Below are 20,520 nucleotides of genomic sequence, written 5' to 3'. Positions count from 1 at the left end.
GACTGCTTTTTTATTCTGTAAAATAGTCAAGAGCAAATTGGTTTAATGCATATACTAGATTACACCTTGCGCCATCATTGCTCTGGCAACTTTCATAAAGCCTGCAACATTAGCTCCTTTTACATAATTAATATAGCCATTGCTATCTTTACCAAAGGCTAAACATTGTCCATGTATATTTCTCATTATATTATGTAAGCGCTGATCAACTTCTTCAGCTCCCCATTGTATATGCATTGCATTCTGGCTCATTTCCAGCCCTGAAGTGGCAACACCTCCTGCATTTACAGCCTTACCGGGAGCAAAAAGCATTGCTTTTTCAATAAAGTAGTCTACAGCTTCGGCAGTACATCCCATATTAGACACTTCTGCGACACAAGTAACTCCATTATTTATCAATGTTTCCGCATCTTTCACATTCAGCTCATTCTGTATAGCACAAGGTAAAGCAATATCTACTTTTTCTACCCAAGGTTTCTTTCCTGCATGGAATACTGCAACAGGATATTTCTCTGCATAAGGGGCTACAACGTCATTACCAGAATCACGAAGCTCGAGCATATACTCAATTTTATCGCCACTCACTCCGTCAGGATCGTAAATATAACCGTCAGGGCCGGATATAGTAACTACTTTTGCTCCCAACTCGGTAGCTTTCAATGTTGCACCCCATGCTACATTACCGAATCCGGAAATAGCAACAGTTTTACCTTTTATATCAATATTTTTTGCTTTAAGCATCTCATTTACAAAATATAGAGCTCCATACCCTGTAGCTTCGGGGCGTACTAGCGAACCTCCATACTCGAGTCCTTTGCCAGTAAAAGTTCCTGTATTTTCTCTAGCTAATTTCTTATACATTCCGTATAAATAACCTATTTCACGTGTACCAACCCCGATATCACCGGCCGGAACATCTGTATCAGGGCCTATATTACGCCAGATTTCGAGCATAAAAGCCTGGCAAAAACGCATAATTTCCGAATTAGACTTCCCTTTAGGACTAAAATCAGAACCTCCTTTACCTCCACCCATAGGCAAGGTAGTCAATGCGTTTTTAAATGTTTGTTCAAATCCCAAAAATTTAAGAGATGACAAATTTACAGAAGCATGAAATCTCAACCCTCCTTTATAAGGTCCTATTGCATTGTTAAATTGTACACGGTATCCTATATTGACTTGAATATCTCCTTTATCGTCAACCCAAGGAACCTTAAATGTGAAAATACGATCAGGTTCTACAAGACGTTCTATAATACGGTTTTTCTCAAATTCAGGATGTTGATTATATACGTCCTCTATCGAGACTAAAACTTCTTTTACTGCTTGCAAAAACTCTGACTCTCCGGGGTGTTTAGCCTCCAATTTTGATAAAATGTCATCTATTCTCATGATATACAAGGTTAAATTGGTTGTTTTACTATACAAATGTAGAAATAATCAAATTATTATTGTTATTATTTCTTTATTATTTTCGAGGCAAACACATGATTAAAAACATAGATTTAAGATTATTCTATAATATACTATGAAAAAAAATTACAAAAACAAAAACTCACATCTCCGATCTAAATCGGTATATAGATAAAATTCATAACAAATCTTATGCATTTATTTGAAGGGCTCTATATTTTCCTTTTTAATTCTTACTTTTGTTTTACAAAAAGAAGAAGTTATGACAAATATCTACCAAATAGCAAATAAATTAAGAGCCGAATCTAAACATTTACCCATAAACAGGATAGAACTAGAAGATGCTCTGAACACTCTCATACATAGAGTACTGTTTCCTATATGCGATCAGGAGAAATCAAGAGAGAAAAAGCTATATTATTTCTACTCTATTCTGGTAGAAAACATCAGTGCGTTACTAGATCGCAAACAAGCTGAGGAAATGGTAGATAAATTTATAAATATGTTGCCACAACTACAAGACAAACTCTTCGATGAAGCCCGGGTCTATTTCGACAACGACCCTGCAGCTAAATCTATAGAGGAAGTCATTCTAACGTATCCCGGATTTTTTGCACAAGTAGTCTATCGTATATCTCACGAATTCTACAAGATGAAGACTCCTATTATACCCCGCTTATTTTCCGAATATGCACACTCAAAGGTAGGCATAGATATCAATCCCGGTGCAGAAATAGGGCATGCCTTTTATATTGATCATGGAACCGGTATCGTTATAGGAGAAACAACCATAATAGGCAACAATGTAAAAATATATCAGGGCGTTACTCTCGGGGCTTTATTTGTTACCAAAAGCCTTTTGAACGAAAAGCGACATCCAACCATAGAAGACAATGTGGTAATCTATGCCGGAGCAACGATTCTGGGCGGAAAAACAGTAGTAGGACACGACTCTATAATCGGAGGAAACGCCTGGCTTACCAAGAGTGTTGTACCCTACTCTCTCGTTCAGCAAAACTCGGAAATAAGAATACATAATACGCTAGCACAAGAAGGGCACACCCTTGACTTTAATATATAGGGCAGATAAACCGTTATATCATATTTTTTCTTACTTTTGCATATATCAAATAAACTAATCATGGGAACAGGAGCGAACAGAGATACAAGTGCACTCATTAAAGACACGTTTCTACAAGCAATAGATACGTTAGCCAAAGATTATAAAGGCAGTTCCCTTACCGATATTTTCATTACGGTAGATAAAGAAAGTGGCGAAGTCGCTTTCTATGATGATGAAGAAAACAAAATATCGGAAGTCGTTATTTTCAACTGGATAGACAAAGTCGACGAACTAAACGACGAAGATATTATTTCATCTCTGAGAAGTATCACTGAAGAGTTGGACAATGAAGATAAATTTTCTTCACTGGATATATACAAGCCTTTTTCGGTGAACTATTCTGACGACAGCTTTATTGTTATAGAAGAGCTGTTACTCATCAACGAAGATTCTATCATGAAAATAGATAATGATTTGATGGAAAAGTTTGATCGCGAATTTGACGAATTTCTCGACAGACTACTAAAAGAATAATTACCAAACAATTATCTATTCTTCTCCCTTTTTTCTTTCCTATACTGGTATGGAGGAATGGGATTTTTCACACTCCAAATATTTAGCTTCTGACGGCGTGCACTTTGTTCCAACGAATCTAGTTTGGTATCGTAGACAAAATAATCGTAATACCACGCCAAGCCGTTACACACCATTTCCTGATTGATGTTTAGATCACCAAGATAAACAACACCAAGCGTCCGCCCATACTGATCTTCTCCTCTACTCTTCACAGTAACAATCTTCCCATAGCATAAATCATTCAGATATTGACGAGACTTAGTACCGTAATCCTGTCCTCTTTCGGGAGCATCTATTCCTTCAAGCCGAATCTTTATACGTTCGCCCGAAACTGTTAGTATAGTCATAGTATCTCCATCGGCAACAGATACGACCTCTCCTGCTATATCAATCGTTCCGGGATCGCAAGCAAAAAAGAATAATAAAAAAGTCAGTACAACACCTTTCACCCGTTAGCTATAGTTTAGAGTTTAGAAGCAATGGATTTTCCTTTCTCCACATAACTCATATCGGCCATCGACTCGACAACAAACTTGCCATTTTCGTAAACGACCTTACAGACAGCCGCATTCTCCAAAGGTTTAGTAAACAGTCGGTCGCCGCCAAGTCCTAAAAGCATTGCAAGAATACTCATACCATGTGCTACGACCAAGATATTGCCTTCACCATTCTGAATCTCATTTTCAGCTATTTCCTTAAGGCTTTCCTGAGTGCGAGCTTCCACTTGAGAAAAACTCTCGGCCATCCCCATCTTATCTATTTCCTTTATTCCATTAAGCACTTCTTTATAGCTTATCTTCTTTGCCAAAATATCTTTCAACATATCATCCACCGACGTATAGTGCAGATACAAAGCGGCATTGTGCCACATTACATGATTAAAATCGGCTTCGAAACTTCCAAAACAGGCCTCACGCAATCCTGCAAGTTCTACAACCGGGATGTCATCCTGCCCTTTAGCTCCTAATATTATTTTCACAGTCTGAGCCGTTCTTCGCAAATCGCTACAATAGGCTGTACGAAAATTTATTGTATCAAAACCATATCCCAGATAACGGGCTACGTCAATGCCTTCTTTTGTTAGTGGCGAATCGCACCATCCTTGCACTCTATCGAGTGAGTTCATCATCGTTTTGCCATGACGGGCAACGTATATTGTAAGCTTATTACTCATATTCTATTTTCTCCATGTTATATAATCAACAAAAACCTTGTCAAACATTTCAGGCTTTGCCACTTTTCCATCTATCAGACAAACCACCTCTATAACAGCCGTGGCACATAAAGTATTGTCGGGCACACGTATTATTTGCTGCTTGAAGAAGTATCGAAGTCCCTCCCTCTCTGCTGTTGCTGTACAAACAAATTCTTCCGACCCTCTTAACGAGTTTCGATAACTGATATTCACATTTCGCACTACAGGAATAATGTTGGCTTCGGTAAGATCTCGCAGACGAAGGCCACATTCTTCCATCAATTCGTGTCGGGTTGCTTCAAAATAATGTAGATATATAGCATTATTTACTACACCCTGGGAATCGCATTCGTAGTCGCGCACTTTCATTTTATTTTCGTAGACTTTTGCCATAATGTTTATTGTTGATTCAGGTATCTCCCCAATATTTGGTCAAACAAATCAGGCTTACCTACTTTACCATTCACCATACATGCGGTTTCTACCCTTGCGGTAGAGCATACTTTGTTATCTTTCAGCCGTATTATCTTCTGATTGAAAATATAACGAATGCCATCTTTCTCGATAGAATCGACCGTACAGACAAAATCATTAGCACCTCGCAGAGAATGCTTATATCGGATGTAGACACTCACCACAACAGCATCTATACCCTGCTCGTGTAACTCGTAAAAGTTGAGCCCGTTTTCTTCAAGAAATTCGTGTCTGACTACTTCGTAATAATGCTGATAATTGGCATTATTAACAATACCTTGTGCATCACACTCGTAATCACGCACTTTCATTTTATATTCGTACAGAGGTATATTTTTCTCCATTTTTCTATTTCTCTAAAAAGTAAATTTAACCAAAAACTGACAAATCTTACAGATTTCATCTTATTTTCGAAATGTCACTTTCTTACTCAGCAATACTGTCTTATATAGATAAATCTTTCTTTTCGTGTTTTTTATATGCAAATATCCGATTTGCCATTATATAGATAAGAGCAAATATAACAGCATTCATCGGTATCCAAAACCGAAGAGATACAGGACTGGCAAATATGGTAGCGGCGTAATATAGCACACCGACAGCCACAATAATCCAGAATATCTTTTTCTGAGAAGAATCCTGCCACGATAGTTTCTTTCGCATAACAAAAGACACTATTCCCAGAATGAAAACAACAGGCCAAAGTACAAGATACGATGATGCGGAAGCCTCCGCTACGAAGTCCTCAAAAAGAGTATGCTTAGCTTCCACGTTGGTTCCTTCAGGGATATTATACCACTGAAATATATCTTTCACTTCTATAGGAGTATATTTACCTATAATCTCCTTACTTGACACATAAAAAATCCGTTTCGAATTTGGCAATATATAATATTGTATAAATTTACCCGGATAACGTGTTATAAGATATGCGCCATAATCTTTATATGTAGTACTTCCCAAACGAATCCAAGCCACAGGATAAGGTTGTTGTGTATGTTGTATATATGCAAACATAAACTGTTTCAGGGGCTGGTCGTTAGCCCACATGAAAGAAGCCGACACTTCTTTACCTCGTTCTGTTTTGTCGTATATCATATCTTTCTGGGCAACAACAAAGCTATGTACAGCACCAAGTTCGGGGTTTACAATTCTTTCAGGTGGCAGATCTACATAAGGAATTACGTGCATTGCATTGTTGGCCAGTTGCCAGCCATCGAAACCGGTAGAAAACTGATTGAAACCTGTAGTTTCGCGCATATCGCTTTTTACCTGATTGTAAAATATGAGGGTAACAACCAGAGTACCTATAATTCCCACCCATCGTAGATTGCTCTTTACAAAGAAGAAACAAATAATAAACAGCACAGGAAACATCAACGCCGAATAGCGTATCTGTAGAGTAAAAAACAAGGACACGAGAAACAAACAAAGAGCTATCCAACTCTTTGTCTTGAAAAAGTAAAAGAATGCTGACAGCATAAAATAAATCATGACAGCAAACAGAAGGTCGCTCATTATAGCATTCGACATATAAAATGCAATAGGGCTAAATACAAAAAGAAACAGCAAAGCAAACCAAAGCACCTTACTGGCAGGAGCATACAGGTATTTTATAACAAAGGAAAATGAAGCACAAGACAGGAAGTACAACAATATCTGCGTCACAAAAATAGCATTTATACTTGGCGACAGCGCATGCACTATCTGCAAATAAACAGAGTATCCAAATGGACGATAAAAGGTAAACATATCATTCATTGCGGCATTCACATATGTCCCCGAATCGGATATAGTTGCCGGATAAGGATAGCATATTTTGAGAATGACATAACCGACAATGCAACTCACTAAAAGTATAACCCAATCGAGTCGCTGTTCTTTTGCTTTAAGGAAAGAAAAAAAAGATATGCTTAATGTTTCATTCTTCTTTGCCATCTTGCTTATTTTACTGTTTTTTTTATTTTCTAAAAGTTAAAAAGGCACGAGCATAACCCGTGCCTGTAATATATATATAATAATTACTTATTCTTTACATTTTTCACCCACTCTCGAGCATTCACAAAGGCTTCCATCCACGGAGTGAAATCGTCTCTGCGATGTTCGAACGGATAGTGTGCGCATTGCCAAGGAAACAGAGCCCGCTCCAGATGCGGCATAATAGCAAGGTGACGTCCGTCCTTAGACACAACGCCGGCAATATCGAAGTCCGATCCGTTAGGATTTCCCGGATATTCGCTATAAATATATTTAGCTACAACGTTATATTCAGATTCTGCCTTCGGCATCGAGAAACGTCCTTCTCCGTGTGCCACCCAAATACCGATCTTATTTCCTGAAAGAGAGCCAAACATTACTGAATCATTTTGCGGCACTTCTACCGAAAGATATGTAGATTCGAACTTATGAGAACGATTATGTTCCATCTTCGGTTTTTCGTCATGCTCCGGATAAACAAGTCCTAGTTCCATCATCAGCTGACAACCATTACAAACGCCAAGGCTTAGTGTATCTTTACGTTCATAATACTTGCGAAGGGTTTCTTTTGCTTTTTCGTTGAACATAAAGCTACCTGCCCATCCTTTTGCTGAACCAAGCACATCGGAGTTGGAGAAACCTCCACAGAAAACAATCAGATTGATATCTTCCAATGTCTCGCGCCCTGAAGCAAGGTCTGTCATGTGTACATCTTTAACATCGAATCCGGCTAGATATAGGGAGTATGCCATTTCCCGTTCTCCATTCGTTCCTTTTTCTCTTATTATGGCAGCTTTGATACCCGTTGGCGATTTTCGTTCGGCATCGATGCCATACTGAGCAAAACGTCCTGTAAAGGAAGGGTTGAAAGAGAACTGCAAAGGTTGTTTCTTATAGTTATAGAAACGTTCTTTGGCCAGTTTCTCTGTACTTTGTTTCCTGTCTAGCAGGTATGATGGTTCGAACCACACATCGCGCAGTTCGTCTATATCAAATTCCTGAGCAAATGTATCTTTCTGAATAACAAATTTGCGTTCTTCGATAGGGCGTGCCACAATAGCAAAGCCTATACCATAATCGTCCAGAATTTTCTCTACCAGATGGTGATGTTTCACCTGTATCAGTACCCCCGGATTTTCAGAAAACAAAACTTTTATCAAGTCCGTATGATGCAGTTTATCGAGACGGGCTTCGAGTCCTCCTTGCGGATTAGCAAAACACATTTCAAGCATAGAAGTAACAAGTCCTCCCGCCGAAACATCGTGACCAGCAAGGATAAGCCCCCTGTCTATCAACTCTTGCACTGCATTGAAAGCATTCTTAAAGTACTCTGAATCTTTTACAGTCGGAGCTTCCTCGCCTATTTTACTCATTGTCTGAGCAAAAGCAGAACCTCCCAATTTGAATGTATCGAAAGAGAAGTCGATATAATACAGATAAGTTCCTTTTATGTAAGCAAGTACCGGAGATACTATTTTACGTATATTTTTCACCTCACCTGCTGCCGAAATAATTACAGTACCCGGCGAATATACTTTATCGTCTCCATACTTCTGAGTCATCGACAGAGAGTCTTTGCCTGTCGGTATATTTACACCCAACTCGCAAGCAAATTCGGAACAAGCTTCCACTGCTTTATATAAGCGGGCATCCTCTCCCGGATTTTTGCAAGGCCACATCCAGTTTGCACTCAATGATATTCCTTTAAGCCCATCCTCGATAGGAGCAAATACAATGTTTGTCAACGACTCGGCTATTGCCAACACTGAACCTGCTGCTGGATCGGCCATTGCCGCCTGCGGAGCATGTCCGATAGAAGTAGCTATACCGGCCCTACCCTTATAGTCGAGAGCTACAGCTCCTAGGTCGCTGAGAGGCAACTGTATTTCGCCTTGTGTCTGTTGGCGTGCAACTTTTCCTGTTACCGAACGGTCCACTTTATTCGTCAACCAATCTTTACAAGCAACAGCTTCGAGTTGAAGTACATTTTTTATATAATCTCCCAATTTAGACAAGTCATATTCAGGATTTTCGTAAGTTTCGTCCAGTGTTTCGTCACGCATAATTGTTTTAGGAGCCTTTCCGAAGAAATCTTCCAGTTTCAGGTCGATAGGACGTTTGCCATCTGCCTGTTCGAAAACGAATTTCATATCGTTAGTCGTTTCACCGACAACGTACATCGGCGAACGCTCTCGCTCGGCAATACGGGCAATGTGATCTACAGCCTCTTCGGGAATAAGCAAACCCATACGCTCCTGACTTTCGTTTCCTACAATTTCCTTCGAAGACAAAGTAGGATCTCCAACAGGAAGTTTAGATATATCTATTTTTCCACCTGTTGCCTCTACCAGTTCCGACAGACAGTTGAGATGCCCCCCTGCTCCGTGGTCATGTATAGATACAATAGGGTTATTATCTGATTCGGCCAACGCTCTTATAACATTGGCTGTACGCTTTTGCATTTCGGGGTTAGCTCGTTGAACAGCATTCAGCTCTATCCCACTCGAATATTGTCCGGTATCTACAGAAGACACTGCTCCTCCTCCCATGCCGATGCGATAATTATCACCACCAAGTACCACTACTTTTTCGCCCGGTTTAGGTTCCTCTTTCAAAGCATCGCGCCTGTTGGCAAACCCAACTCCCCCCGCAAGCATTATCACTTTATCGTATGCAAACTTCTTTCTGTTTTCTTCGTGCTCGAAAGTGAGCAAAGACCCACAGATAAGCGGCTGTCCGAAATGATTTCCAAAAGCAGACGCCCCATTCGACGCCTTAATCAAGATCTCTTCGGGAGTCTGATACAACCACGGACGCTCGGCCACAGTTTCTTCCCATGCTTTTCCTGCTTTCGTACGTGGATAGGAAGTCATATAAACGGCTGTTCCGGCAATAGGCAAAGATGCTTTTCCTCCACCCAGACGGTCTCGGATTTCGCCCCCCGAGCCGGTAGCAGCACCATTAAACGGCTCTACTGTGGTAGGGAAGTTATGCGTCTCTGCTTTTAATGAGATTACCGATTTGATTGGTTTCACCTGAAAATAGCTGGGCTTATCCCCTTCTGTAGGTGCAAATTGTTCTATCTCGGGTCCCTGACTAAAGGCTACATTATCTTTATATGCCGAAACCAATTTATTAGGATTGGTTTGTGATGTTTTCTTTATTAGTTTAAACAATGAGCTTTCTTTCTCCTCTCCATCTATAATGAAAGTCCCATTGAAAATCTTATGACGGCAATGTTCCGAATTCACCTGCGAAAAACCAAACACCTCACTATCTGTCAATTTTCGACCAAGTCTCTCACTTACACTATTCAGATATTCGACTTCGTCTTCACTAAGCGCTAAGCCTTCTTGTAGATTGTAGGCTTCGATATTGTCAATCTCCAGAATGGGATCCGGCTTCTTATCAATAGTGAATATATCCTGATTTAGTCCATCATATATGCGTTGGAGCATTGTATCATGTTCTGCTTCATTCGTGCTTACTGCGAAGAACTCCTCTATGCGTTTAATACCGGTTATTCCCATATTTTGGGTAATCTCAACGGCGTTTGTACTCCATGGTGTGATCATTTCGCGACGTGGACCAACAAAAAAGCCTGAAATCTTTTCAGTTTCAAGCAATGTTGCACCACTAAAAGCCCATGATAAACGCTGGACGAATTCGTTGCTTAGGGTTGAGTCTGTCTGAACAGCAATAATGTTCTTAGAAAGGGTTTGAAAGAAAGAAATCATGTTTTATTACCAGTTAAGATTTGGATTATTTCAATAGGCATACAAAGGTAGCGAAAAGAATTAAATAAAAGTATAAAAAGCGAAGATCACTACCCCTAAAATGGGCAAAAATCGCATATCTTTTTAAACCTTATTGTCCCAAAATGGTCATATCAGAAAACACTACTACTATGAAAAGAATAATTACGTCCACCTTACTTCTGGCTTTCTGTCTATACACCTTAGCACAGGACAATTACACCGTTTTTGGCGTCAAACTTTCGATAGGATCCTCGAAATATAGCGGAATGGATAAATATGAAAATGCTAAAATCATCCCCGGAAGCAGTCTAAAAACAATAGATACATATTCATCCGACTATTATCCGGCATGGGATTTAGGACTCATATTACAGGTTATGAGAAACAACCTGATGATACAAGCAGATTATTCTTTTGCATGTACTAACACAAAACTAAACAATGCATATATAAACAAAACTGACAGGTTGAAAAGAATCCGGAACTCCACCCAAAATTTGGTTATAAACCTTGGAACTAAAATACCTATAAGCGAAGATTTCAGATTGATAGCCGGTCTAGGGCCTTACATCGGGTTCGATTATACCCGCTGGATGACCGGAAGCGATTCTTATAAAATAGAAGGGGGATCTACATCATTGCCTATAGATGGAATTCTAGATACAGAAGATGCTGACTACCATAATTTTGATTTTGGAGGATCGGTTCTGATAGGAGTAGAGCATAAAAACATACAGCTTTCTTTTAATTACATGCACGGATTAACTAACATTGTAAAAGATGAATTTCCTCTTTACAACAGGTCTTATAAGTTAGGACTAATATATTTCTTCTGAGGCAAAAAAGCTCGATATATCTCACGAAATTAGGCTGATTGGAACAAATATTTTATCTTTGCAAATTAAGAAAAAACAAACGTTTACAATTATAATTTATACAACATAATTACTTGAAATAAATGAAAATAGCAATTGTTGGTACAGGTTATGTAGGTCTTGTTACAGGAACATGTTTTGCTGAAATGGGAACTGAAGTCTATTGTGTAGACATCGACCAGAAAAAAATAGACAATTTGAAAAACGGAATAATTCCGATTTTCGAACCCGGATTGGACGAAATGGTAGAACGCAACCATAAGGCAGGACGTTTACAGTTCACAACGGATTTAAGCTCGATACTCAACGATGTAGACATTGTATTTTCGGCTGTAGGTACACCTCCCGATGAAGATGGTAGTGCTGACCTGAAATATGTATTAGAAGTAGCACGCACTGTAGGCAAAAACCTAAATAAATATATGGTTGTAGTCACCAAAAGCACTGTACCCGTAGGAACTGCAAAATTGGTAAAGCAGGCTATACAGGAAGAGCTTGACAAAAGAGGAAAGTCTGATATAACATTCGATGTAGCCTCAAATCCTGAATTTTTAAAAGAAGGTGCTGCCATAACAGACTTTATGCAACCGGACAGAGTAGTTGTAGGTGTGGAGACTGACAATGCTAAAAAGCTCATGGAAAAGCTTTATAAGCCATTTACATTAAACAATTACAGAATCATATATACAGACATTCCGTCTGCCGAAATGATTAAATATGCTGCTAATGCCATGTTGGCTACACGTATCAGTTTTATGAACGATATCGCAAATCTTTGCGAAATAGTAGGAGCAGATGTAAGTATGGTACGTAAAGGAATAGGAGCGGACGCCCGCATAGGATCAAAATTCTTATATGCAGGTTGTGGCTATGGAGGCAGTTGTTTTCCTAAAGATGTAAAAGCACTAATGAAGACAGCAAAAAAACTTGGTTACAATATGCAAATATTAGAAGCTGTAGAAAATGTAAACGAGTTCCAAAAAAATATACTTTTCGATAAGCTGATGAAATATTACAATGGAGACATAAAAGGTAAAACCATTGCAATGTGGGGGCTGGCATTCAAACCGAAAACAGACGATATGCGCGAAGCTCCATCATTGGTTCTCATAGACAAAATAATAAAAGCCGGAGGCAAAGTCAGAGCTTATGATCCTGTGGCAATGAATGAAGCCATGCATCACGTAGGAGATACAATAGTATATGCTAAAGACATATATGATGCTACCCTCGATGCTGATGCCATATTGATGGTTACTGAATGGAACGAGTTCCGTTTACCTACATGGGAAGTCATTAAAAAGACAATGAAAAAGCCTGTAGTATTTGACGGAAGAAACATATACAACAAGCAAGAAATGAACGATGTAGGGTTCGACTATTTCGGGATAGGCATCCAGTAATAAATAATAGAACTTAAAATAAACGGGCTGCATAAAAGTTTATATCTTTGTGTAGCCTGTATTTTTTACAATAAAGAAAGATTATGATTAAGGTAGAAGGTATTACAAAAAGTTTTGGATCACTAAAAGTTCTCAAAGGAATAAATCTTGAAGTAAAGCAAGGAGAAGTAATATCTATAGTAGGGGCTAGCGGTGCCGGAAAAACAACCCTTTTGCAAATCATAGGAACATTAGATAAAGCTGATAAAGGCTCGGTATTTATAAATAACATAAATGTAAGCAAGCTCAACGATTCTAAACTATCCGATTTTCGTAACAGAAATATAGGATTTGTCTTTCAATTCCATCAGCTATTGCCCGAGTTTACAGCATTAGAGAATGTAATGATTCCGGCTTTGATAGGAAAAGCAAAGGAATCACAAGCCAAGACAAGAGCTAAAGAGTTGCTTGATATGTTAGGACTGACCGAACGAATAGACCATAAGCCAAACGAATTGTCGGGTGGAGAAAAACAGCGTGTGGCTGTGGCACGTGCACTCGTAAACAACCCGGCAGTAATACTAGCAGACGAACCTTCCGGCAGCTTAGACACAGAGAATAAGGACGAATTACATCAGTTGTTTTTTAAACTGAGAGATACGCTTGGTCAGACTTTTGTAATAGTAACCCACGATGAAAATCTGGCATCTATAACGGATAGAACAATACATATGCGTGATGGCATAATAGTAGACAACAGTCCACTTATTTCTTAAATGAGCACAAACACAGACAAAAGACTTTATCAAATAGCCCTTACCCAGATAACGGGTGTAGGCGATATTACTGCGAGAAACTTACTCCAAATTGTAGGTGGCGATGAAGAAGCGATATTCAGGTCGAACAGAAAGTCTCTTATCAACAAAGGCATTTCTTCTAAATTAGTAGACGAAATATTAAAACCAGCTGTAATAGACAATGCAGAGAAAGAACTTCTCTTTGTAGATAAAAACAATATCTCCACATACTTTATTAATGAAGCCGATTATCCCAAACGCCTGCGTGAATGCTCTGATGCACCTGTTATGCTTTACTTTAAAGGAGAAGCAGATTTCAATAAAGAAAAAGTCATCAGTATCGTAGGCACACGTCAGTCTACAACATATGGCAACAGCTTTTGCGACAATTTTCTGAAAGACATTTCTTCTATCTTTCCAGATACCCTTATCATTAGTGGACTTGCGTATGGCATAGATATACAGGCACACCGATTTGCTATAAAATACAATCTGCCGACCATTGGAGTACTAGCTCATGGTCTAGATACGATATATCCATCACCCCACAGACAGACAGCTATAGAAATGCTTAACAATGGAGGACTTCTTTCCGAATTTCAGAGCAAAACAGAGCCGGACCGATTCAACTTTGTGAGAAGAAACCGTATAGTAGCAGGGATGGCCGATGCTATAGTGGTTGTAGAATCTGACGAAAAGGGAGGCTCTCTCATCACAGCAGAAATTGCGAACTCATATTGCAAAGATGTTTTTGCCGTTCCCGGGAAAATGACGGATAAATATTCGAGAGGATGCAATAAGCTAATAGCTTCTCACAAAGCAGACCTATTATTATCTTCCGAATATTTTTTTCACCAGATGGGATGGGAAAAAGAATCTTCACAGAAAAAGAAATCTCCAAAACAGCAAAACCTGTTTATAACTTTTACCAACGAAGAACAAGCTATTATAGATATACTAAACAAAAAAGACTCTATACATATTGATCAACTCTCCAGAGAACTTAATATTCCGGCATATACTTTATTTTCCACTTTACTCGAATTGGAAATGAAAGGAGCTATAAAAAATTTACCGGGCAACCTTTTTGCTCTATCTTAAAATAAGTCTTAATATTTAGAGGGTACATAGTTTATCAGTTTCTCTAATCTCTTAATATATCTCAATAATATATAGAGAGGAATAATACCAAACACACAAAAAGAGCAATCTATCATACGCCAATAGAAAGGAATTTCGCGTATAGCTCCGCAGATAAGTGCCAAAGGGATAACACCCAAACATGCTATCATTCCAAAATAAACAATCCATATATTACGTACAGGTTTAATATAAACCCCTATAAACGCAATGCCTATTACAATATGAGAAAAAGCCAACCAATCGGTACCATAAGCAAGAAAAGGATAATCTCTATTGGTATTCACCAAAGCTTCGTTTACTTTGGCAATCCAAAATTTTAATCCTTCATAATTTTCAGGAGAAACTCCCTGAGAAATTCCTAGTACATTGCAAACAATCCCGATCTCGCTCTCCAAAGGAAATGCTGTTATCCCCCAAAAGAACAATGCAAAAATATAGAATACAACTAAAGATCTTATTATAAGCAACAAGCGCCTTTCTTGTTTTAATATTTCCATTATCTCAATTATTAGAAATAATTAATGTAACCCCAAGAGCATATTTGCTACAATAATACAAAGTACAATCAGTGTAATAACCACATACATATAATCTTTTTCGATGAGAAAGCCTATAACAGAAAAAGCAACTCGCAGAATAGGCGTAGCGATCAACACACACACTCCAAGTTGAATAATGGCTGCTCCATCAAAAGACAAAACCCGAGGTATGATGGTGGTTATTTCTCGAAGATAAAACTCTACTCCCGGAAAAGGCATATCGTCCGGAGTTGGTTTATAATGAGTCATGGAAACTCCATGATTCTGAAACAAATAAATAACTCCTCCCAAAAGAGTGATTCCACAGGCAAGCATAACACCATATCTTAATAGTTTACCTATAAGAAGTTCCATATCCCTCTCTGCCCAAAATTCTTTTGAAAACATATTCATCTTCTTATAATTTACCGGTTAAACCATTATATATCATTGATATTGCCAAAAAGAATATAACAACACTAAACAGCAATCTTAATTTTTTCACATTAGTTCTAGGTAATATCTTCGAACCGAAGAAAGCACCGATTAATACACCTACTACTATAGGCATAGCCAACCCTGGATCAATATATCCTCTCTGGAGATAAATAACTGCACTGGCGGCAGCAGTAACGCCAACCATAAAGTTACTGGTAGTTGTGGACACCTTGAATGGGATTTTCATTGCTGTATCCATTGCCAACACTTTAAGCGCACCGGAACCTATACCCAACAATCCTGAGAGCACTCCCGCCAAAGTCATCAACGAATAGCCTCCAATTACGTTGTGCACATTATAGCTCTCTTCTTTTCCGTCTTTTGTTGGATAAGAGCCATTCAATTTTAAAGTTATCCCTAGTTTATCGCCGGGAGCAGAATAGTCAATATTATCTTCTTTTTTCATAACAGATCTTACTGCCGAAAAAATAAGAACACAACCAAAGATTATGGCAATATATACCTTATCCAAATACATAGCTACTATGGCACCTATAACAGCACCCGTTGTAGTTGCAATTTCAAGGAACATACCAATGCGCACATTCGTTATGCCTTCTTTGATATACGCAGCAGCTGCACCCGACGAAGTTGCAATAGACGTTACCAAAGCTGCACCGATAGCATAACGCATATCGACACCAAAGCCCAATGTAAGCAATGGTATCACAATAACTCCTCCCCCCAATCCGGTAAGGGAACCAATCAGACCGGCAAAACATGCACCGAAAAATAAAATTAATGAGAAAATTTCGAGACTTAAATCCATCTTATCGTAATTAGAAAATCCAAAGTTACTATTTTTAGAGCTTATCCTTATTATATAAACCCGCTATATATTGTATCTAATCTTAAAACTATCTTTAGTTGTAAGGTGTTTTAATATATAGATTCAAAAATTAAATTCAATTTAGTATGAAACAAATATTTACATTCATTCTATTCAGCTTTATATCAATCACTATGGCTAGCCAAAGTAAATCATTCTATGACTTTAAGGTCACCGATATAGATGGAAAAGAATTCGATCTATCTTCATTGAAAGGGAAAAAAGTATTAGTAGTTAATGTAGCTTCTAAATGTGGACTGACTCCTCAATATGCGAAGCTACAAGAATTATACGAAAAGTATAAAGATAAGAATTTCGTTATAATTGGTTTCCCAGCCAACAACTTTAACGGTCAAGAACCAGGGAGTAATGAAGAGATAAAATCCTTCTGCGTTTTAGAGTATGATGTAACATTCCCTATGATGGCAAAGATAGATGTAGTAGGAGACAACAAAGCCCCTATCTATAAATGGCTGACAGAGAAAAGCGAAAACGGGAAATTATCAACAGAAGTACAATGGAATTTCCAGAAATTTATGATAAATGAAAAAGGAGAATTAATTGATTTTGCAGCACCTCGAGAGGACCCATTTTCTGACAGAATAATCCATTGGATAGAGAAATAGAATAACAGTTTATATACAAAAAAGTCCGGATAGATATCTATCCGGACTTTTTTATATATTGTAAGTATATGTTTAAAAATTGCGTCTTCTCGATATAGTTGTTCTTCTATAGAGAAGGTAGAGTAATAATATAGAAATTGCTATAGGCAATGAAAAATCTCCTACGGGAGCCCCTACGTTTCCAGGATCAGAAGATTCATCTCCGGGGAGAAAAGGGTCTTTCCAAGAGTTTGCAGCATCTAATAAGCCTTCATAAGCAGAAGCAGAAGAAGAAGTTGTTGTGTTATTTCCTAGCGAGCGCTTCGCCTCTTGCAAATATACAGTAGAAGGCGCCTCTGATGTAACTATTGGAGCATCTCTCTCTGTACTTGCTTTTACAGACGGCACATATGTCGATCCGAAGATCAGCACCAATAGTAATAATATTTGTAGTTTAGTTTTCATTATTCAATTTTTTCGTCTGTATTATTCGTGTTAGTTGTGCTGCAAGCTTACAATCTTAGATGTATAATTTCGCTTACCTGTTATTTTAACTATATAAGTACCTAAACTTAAAGGCTTCACATATTCGAAAGAAGAATATGACTGTAAGTTATTAATTTTTGTACGCCCCATTAAACGCCCCTGCATATCATAGATTTGAACATCACTATTAATATCTCCTTCATTCAGACCAGAAACATACAATGTTGAGTTGTTATAATAAGCTGATATCGGTTTTTGATTATTACCAATTATATCATCACCATCATCATAGAATCGAAGTATAAATCTGTTTCCTCCAATTATAGACTTGGCATCGGCAGGATCTGAAACAAATTCGTATTCATCACCCGGCTCTAACTTCATTGTTTTATTATCCAGCTTTCGGTCTATCAACCATACTCCCGGTACTGCTTCCAAGTTCTCCAATTCGAAAAACTTTAATGTCATTTTTTGAGATTCTACCGGAGGATTCAGATACAAAGCCAATTCTTTTGTTTTATATGGAACTGCATTACCAAGTAAGCTAATATCATCACTAGATTTAGTATAAAGAATCCCTGTAGCAACATCTTGTTTTTGATTTGTTGTTAGAGATTTTCCATCTGTATCTGTTATCTCTTGCTGATATTCTTCGAAAGCTTTAGTTAAACCTTTCCTTGTATCATAAGGATCGTCTTCGAAATGAGCTCTTGCATCTCTACGAAATACGACCGATGTACGATCCGATGTATTATCTACATTATTATAAGCTTCTACTGCAAACCAATCTCTGAATAATGCATCATTACCAGCTTGAGAACGTGCTGCACTCTTTGGCATACGAGCTTCTCCAAATTTAGCTAATTTAGCCGTAGACAAAGTTATTGATGTTGGCCCATTTGCCTGTAGACAAAATATCTGCATAGGAGAGATTAAATAATCTGCCGGATTAGCAATACCTACTCCAGTGGTCTGATTTGTTGGATTTCCATTTGGATCATCCGGACCCGTTGGTTCTCCGCTTGCAACTGTTGCTGATTTAGGAGTAGTAGTACCATCTCTACTTACATAGTCATAAGTAACCCGATAAGTAAACTGGTTCTTTGCAGCCTCGTAACGGATCAAACCTTGGTTTATAACCCAATACTTAGCTCTCAGGTTTACCCCTGTCATGCTTTCAGTAGATGCTTTTAGACCAGAACCGAGTTCGTCAATTTCAAAAGCTTCTTTCAATTTATCATCAGTAAAACCTTTATCTGATCCATCTTTATTCAAACCTAATAAAGGATTTAAAGTTATCGGTACCATAAAAGGATTACCTATAAAGTTCAAACCATCCGTCAGAGCTAATGTAACATCACCCAAAGTAAATGTTTCATTCTCCATTAGTTCATACCTTGATCTGTCTTTACCATTTTCCATCCATACAGTTTTACCTAAACCACCAACTGGCTTATCTGTATCTCCATGAACTGCGAAAGAAGGATTTGCATAAGTACCATTATCATTAAACACTCTAGCTCCTGTACCGTCAGCATTTTCGAACTTATTATACAAGAATCGGCTAAAGTTATCCATAGATCCTTCATTTGTTGCAGCTACTACTGTAGGCGAAGATAAGAAGTCATGGAAAACTCTTCTATTAAATACATAACCACCTCTGGCTCTTTTCGTGTTATGGATCCCAGTTGCCCCTTTATCGTCTTCAAAATCCCACCTTATATCAATATGATCTTTATGGTCGGCATGAGAAACTTCCATACTCATAAAGTAAGCTTCTCCTTTTTTCATTCTGAAGAACGGATCTACTATAGGGCCTTTATTTGAAGTTATGCTAAATTTATTTGGTTTAGCTAAAGCATGATAAAACATATAATCGGAGCCAAGTTCCTCGAAAGGAGAGGCAAAACCTGTCAAATAATTCCAACCTTCAGGATTTCTCAAAGTTTTACCAAATGTAGAAGGACTAGGATTAGGTTTTTCTGCACTTTCATTATCAAAAGCACCATCATCATTTGTACCATCATACTTATACATTTCCAAGTCGACCTGGCTATAAGTTGATCTCCCCAATACATTAGAAGAAAGAGTCGGTGCCAAATTATGAATAAGAAGATGACCGCTATTTATCACATTATTAGTTGCATCTGTCTTATACTGAGCTAATACTCCTAGTCTGTTCTTTTTAGTAACATCTACATCTATATAATTAACCTCAACTGCAGCAGAAGGGTCAATTGTAACCAAACTATTGTAACGCCAATCGGCATTAGTTAACAATGTTGGATCGTCCTTTTCTACACTTATAGTAGGGAATCTCATGAAATTGAATGCTTTCTGAGACTTACCATTCCAGTTATCATCAACTCCACCTATTTGATTTTTAACTCCATAAATCCATTGACGAGCAGACCCTCCATTTATTGTCGGCTTACCTACAAAAGCAACAACACCCTCTGTAGCAGTAGGTGTAGCCCCTAGATTAACAAACAAATTGGCACTGGCAGCTGCTTCTTCATTGGGATTCTTTCCATTTATAAAATCACCGGTCAACTCTGTCCTTCCTTTTTGGTCTATCGACGAACCTGTGACAAACTTTGCCGAACCATCAATATACAAAGAAGTAGACGCCGCCGTTCCTGTAGGTGCCTTTTCCCCATAAGATACATACATTTGACCCTTTGAGTAAAATATCACCCCCGACTTGGCTTCCGTCTTTGGAGCTGATTGACCTTTAGCTAATAAAGGCAAAGATAGTAATACGACTAATACTAATCGAAGTTTCATTTTTGTAGTTTTATAAAAGTCAGTCAATCTTAAAGCGTTATTCCTCATTAGAATGATCAAAGGAATATATATTGACAATGTTTTAAGCATTCAAATTATTTGCAAAGATATTTCTTTTTTTAGAAGTAACAAAATTTAGAATAA

The 20,520-nt window shown here is 38.1% G+C and carries 19 protein-coding genes; 7 read left to right on the top strand and 12 right to left on the bottom strand.

All coding sequences use genetic code 11. From position 1 onward, the window contains the following. Nucleotides 1-54 precede the first annotated feature (54 nt). Complete coding sequence (gene gdhA / locus BGC7_RS00435) at nt 55-1,392, bottom strand: NADP-specific glutamate dehydrogenase (protein ID WP_050699584.1); 1,338 nt, start codon at nt 1,390-1,392, stop codon at nt 55-57. A 283-nt stretch (nt 1,393-1,675) separates the two neighbouring features. Here gdhA and epsC point away from each other — a divergent pair, with 283 nt between their 5' ends. Together epsC and BGC7_RS00425 are read left to right on the top strand one after the other, a co-directional pair. After that, a complete protein-coding gene (epsC, locus tag BGC7_RS00430) occupies nt 1,676-2,494 on the top strand; it encodes a serine O-acetyltransferase EpsC (protein ID WP_050699583.1) in 819 nt (272 codons plus the stop codon). A 60-nt stretch (nt 2,495-2,554) separates the two neighbouring features. Continuing rightward, the gene (locus tag BGC7_RS00425; protein WP_050699582.1) at nt 2,555-3,010 is read left to right on the top strand and encodes a hypothetical protein; all 456 of its coding nucleotides are present in this window, start codon (nt 2,555-2,557) and stop codon (nt 3,008-3,010) included. Nucleotides 3,011-3,021: 11 nt separating this feature from the next. On the opposite strand, the gene BGC7_RS00420 is transcribed toward BGC7_RS00425, so the two are convergent. From BGC7_RS00420 to purL, 6 genes are all read right to left on the bottom strand, one after another. After that, nucleotides 3,022-3,501: a thermonuclease family protein gene (locus tag BGC7_RS00420; RefSeq protein WP_050699581.1), complete on the bottom strand. Its 480-nt coding sequence runs from the start codon at nt 3,499-3,501 to the stop codon at nt 3,022-3,024. Between the two features lie 14 nt (nt 3,502-3,515). Continuing rightward, nucleotides 3,516-4,226 (bottom strand): histidine phosphatase family protein, encoded by a 711-nt coding sequence (locus BGC7_RS00415; RefSeq protein ID WP_050699580.1) that lies wholly within the window; start codon nt 4,224-4,226, stop codon nt 3,516-3,518. Nucleotides 4,227-4,229: 3 nt separating this feature from the next. Beyond that, a complete protein-coding gene (locus tag BGC7_RS00410) occupies nt 4,230-4,640 on the bottom strand; it encodes an acyl-CoA thioesterase (protein ID WP_050699579.1) in 411 nt (136 codons plus the stop codon). Nucleotides 4,641-4,645: 5 nt separating this feature from the next. Next, nucleotides 4,646-5,065, bottom strand: coding sequence for an acyl-CoA thioesterase (locus BGC7_RS00405; protein ID WP_050699578.1), 420 nt, complete (start codon nt 5,063-5,065; stop codon nt 4,646-4,648). Nucleotides 5,066-5,165: 100 nt separating this feature from the next. Further along, on the bottom strand, nt 5,166-6,659 hold the full coding sequence (locus tag BGC7_RS00400; protein ID WP_050699577.1) for a G protein-coupled receptor family protein: 1,494 nt from the start codon (nt 6,657-6,659) through the stop codon (nt 5,166-5,168). A gap of 83 nt (nt 6,660-6,742) precedes the next feature. After that, nucleotides 6,743-10,435 (bottom strand): phosphoribosylformylglycinamidine synthase, encoded by a 3,693-nt coding sequence (gene purL, locus BGC7_RS00395; RefSeq protein WP_050699576.1) that lies wholly within the window; start codon nt 10,433-10,435, stop codon nt 6,743-6,745. 170 nt (nt 10,436-10,605) lie between these two features. Here purL and BGC7_RS00390 point away from each other — a divergent pair, with 170 nt between their 5' ends. From BGC7_RS00390 to dprA, 4 genes are all read left to right on the top strand, one after another. Next, nucleotides 10,606-11,292, top strand: coding sequence for an outer membrane beta-barrel protein (locus tag BGC7_RS00390; protein WP_157258592.1), 687 nt, complete (start codon nt 10,606-10,608; stop codon nt 11,290-11,292). A gap of 122 nt (nt 11,293-11,414) precedes the next feature. After that, nucleotides 11,415-12,734, top strand: coding sequence for a UDP-glucose dehydrogenase family protein (locus BGC7_RS00385; protein ID WP_050699574.1), 1,320 nt, complete (start codon nt 11,415-11,417; stop codon nt 12,732-12,734). Between the two features lie 83 nt (nt 12,735-12,817). Further along, nucleotides 12,818-13,489, top strand: a complete 672-nt coding sequence (locus BGC7_RS00380) for an ABC transporter ATP-binding protein (protein ID WP_050699573.1) — start codon at nt 12,818-12,820, stop codon at nt 13,487-13,489. Next, a complete protein-coding gene (gene dprA / locus BGC7_RS00375) occupies nt 13,490-14,611 on the top strand; it encodes a DNA-processing protein DprA (protein ID WP_050699572.1) in 1,122 nt (373 codons plus the stop codon). A gap of 8 nt (nt 14,612-14,619) precedes the next feature. On the opposite strand, the gene BGC7_RS00370 is transcribed toward dprA, so the two are convergent. The 3 genes from BGC7_RS00370 to BGC7_RS00360 are packed head-to-tail and all read right to left on the bottom strand — an operon-like array spanning nt 14,620 to nt 16,438. Further along, on the bottom strand, nt 14,620-15,150 hold the full coding sequence (locus BGC7_RS00370; RefSeq protein WP_050699571.1) for a hypothetical protein: 531 nt from the start codon (nt 15,148-15,150) through the stop codon (nt 14,620-14,622). Between the two features lie 21 nt (nt 15,151-15,171). Then, the gene (locus BGC7_RS00365) at nt 15,172-15,579 is read right to left on the bottom strand and encodes a DUF1634 domain-containing protein (RefSeq protein ID WP_255351438.1); all 408 of its coding nucleotides are present in this window, start codon (nt 15,577-15,579) and stop codon (nt 15,172-15,174) included. A gap of 10 nt (nt 15,580-15,589) precedes the next feature. After that, the gene (locus BGC7_RS00360) at nt 15,590-16,438 is read right to left on the bottom strand and encodes a sulfite exporter TauE/SafE family protein (RefSeq protein ID WP_050699569.1); all 849 of its coding nucleotides are present in this window, start codon (nt 16,436-16,438) and stop codon (nt 15,590-15,592) included. Nucleotides 16,439-16,584: 146 nt separating this feature from the next. On the opposite strand from BGC7_RS00360, the gene BGC7_RS00355 reads away from it, so the two are divergent. Continuing rightward, the gene (locus BGC7_RS00355; protein ID WP_050699568.1) at nt 16,585-17,124 is read left to right on the top strand and encodes a glutathione peroxidase; all 540 of its coding nucleotides are present in this window, start codon (nt 16,585-16,587) and stop codon (nt 17,122-17,124) included. 72 nt (nt 17,125-17,196) lie between these two features. On the opposite strand, the gene BGC7_RS00350 is transcribed toward BGC7_RS00355, so the two are convergent. Together BGC7_RS00350 and BGC7_RS00345 are read right to left on the bottom strand one after the other, a co-directional pair. Then, nucleotides 17,197-17,568 (bottom strand): hypothetical protein, encoded by a 372-nt coding sequence (locus tag BGC7_RS00350; RefSeq protein WP_050699567.1) that lies wholly within the window; start codon nt 17,566-17,568, stop codon nt 17,197-17,199. A gap of 30 nt (nt 17,569-17,598) precedes the next feature. Further along, nucleotides 17,599-20,376 (bottom strand): T9SS type A sorting domain-containing protein, encoded by a 2,778-nt coding sequence (locus BGC7_RS00345; protein WP_157258590.1) that lies wholly within the window; start codon nt 20,374-20,376, stop codon nt 17,599-17,601. Nucleotides 20,377-20,520 lie beyond the last annotated feature (144 nt).

This window comes from Dysgonomonas sp. BGC7 (assembly GCF_001261735.1).
GTDB lineage: Bacteria > Bacteroidota > Bacteroidia > Bacteroidales > Dysgonomonadaceae > Dysgonomonas.
This window is presented reverse-complemented; position numbering and strand designations above follow the sequence as displayed.